At 49.7% G+C, this 1,327-nt stretch carries 1 pseudogene; it reads left to right on the forward strand.

The window, feature by feature from the left end:
- A pseudogene (locus tag R7F07_RS24900) lies at nucleotides 1-1,327 on the forward strand (Tn3-like element ISShfr9 family transposase); the annotation flags it as partial.

The raw sequence follows: 1,327 nt of genomic DNA on the forward strand, positions 1-1,327 counted from the left end.
CCCTTCTCAGTAGTCAGACAACAGGCATTGAAGGTCATGAATGACAGGGATATCCAGACCCTCTGCCTTTACCTGAAAAAACAGAAACGGACCGTGGAAGAGTACCAGTGGCAACATTACGATGAACAATGCAATCTCCTGGAGCAACTGTTAAGGCAGGTGTTCTTGTGCCTTGAATGTGAGGCCGGTAAAGGCTCAGAAGCCGTCGTCGCCCAACTTCAACAGATGCAGACGGAAATCGCATTCGGTGGACCACTGAAGACGATGGATACGTCGCTCATCCCGAAAAAGCACCTCCCATGGTTGGTTAAACAGGATAACGTTAACCCGCAACGTTACGAATGGCTGCTCTACCGGCAGTTAACCTCACGACTGAATGGACGCATTTATTTGCCAAATGTTACCAAATACCGCGCACTGGAAGACGACCTGATCCCCCAGACATCGCAGGATACCTTGCTGGCCTCATCAACACTGGACAGACTAAAACAGCCCGCAGAGTTATTGTTACAGGAGAAACAACACCGGCTGGAAAGTGCACTCAAAGACGTTGCTCTCCATATTGATGAGGGAGACAATCGAAATGTGATCATGAAAAATCGTACCGGTACCCGCTGGCGTCTGCCGACCAAAAGCGCTACATCTCTGGTCAACAATCCCTTTTTTAAGCGAATGCAACCGGTCGGTATCGCGGATGTACTGCGGTATGTAGAGCGCGAAACCGGGTTCATGAAATGTCTGACTCATGTACTTCCGATACAAAAACAAGGGTTCACTCATCAGGATGATTTACTGGCCATTCTGATTGCCAACGCCACTCACCGTGGTGTGTATGGCATGGCGCAGATCTCCGATCGAAGCTATGAACACCTGAGTACGGTGCAGGCCAACTATATCCGGCCTGAAACGCTGCATGACGCCAGCGACGTGATCAATAATGCGGTTGCAGCGCTACCCATCTTCCGCCACTACCATATTCAGGAGGACCAGCTGCACGCCAGTGCGGATGGTCAGAAATTCGAAACCCATCTGGAAACCTTTAAAACCCGGTACTCCTCTAAGTATTTCGGCACCAACAAAGGGATCACGGCCATGACACTGGTGGCCAACCACAGCGCCCTCAATGCTCGGATCATCGGTTCCAACGAGCACGAATCACACTATATTTATGACCTGTTACAATCCAACAGCAGTGAAATCAAACCTGACGTACTCTCGACAGATACACACGGTGTCAATCATGTTAACTTCGCCTTACTGGATCTATGCGGTTACAGTTTTGCACCGCGATACGCGCAGTTCAGTAGTGTCATCAATGATCTGTTTG

The sequence above is a fragment of the Vibrio sp. YT-16 genome (genome assembly GCF_033337405.1).
In the GTDB taxonomy this organism is placed as follows: domain Bacteria; phylum Pseudomonadota; class Gammaproteobacteria; order Enterobacterales; family Vibrionaceae; genus Vibrio; species Vibrio alginolyticus.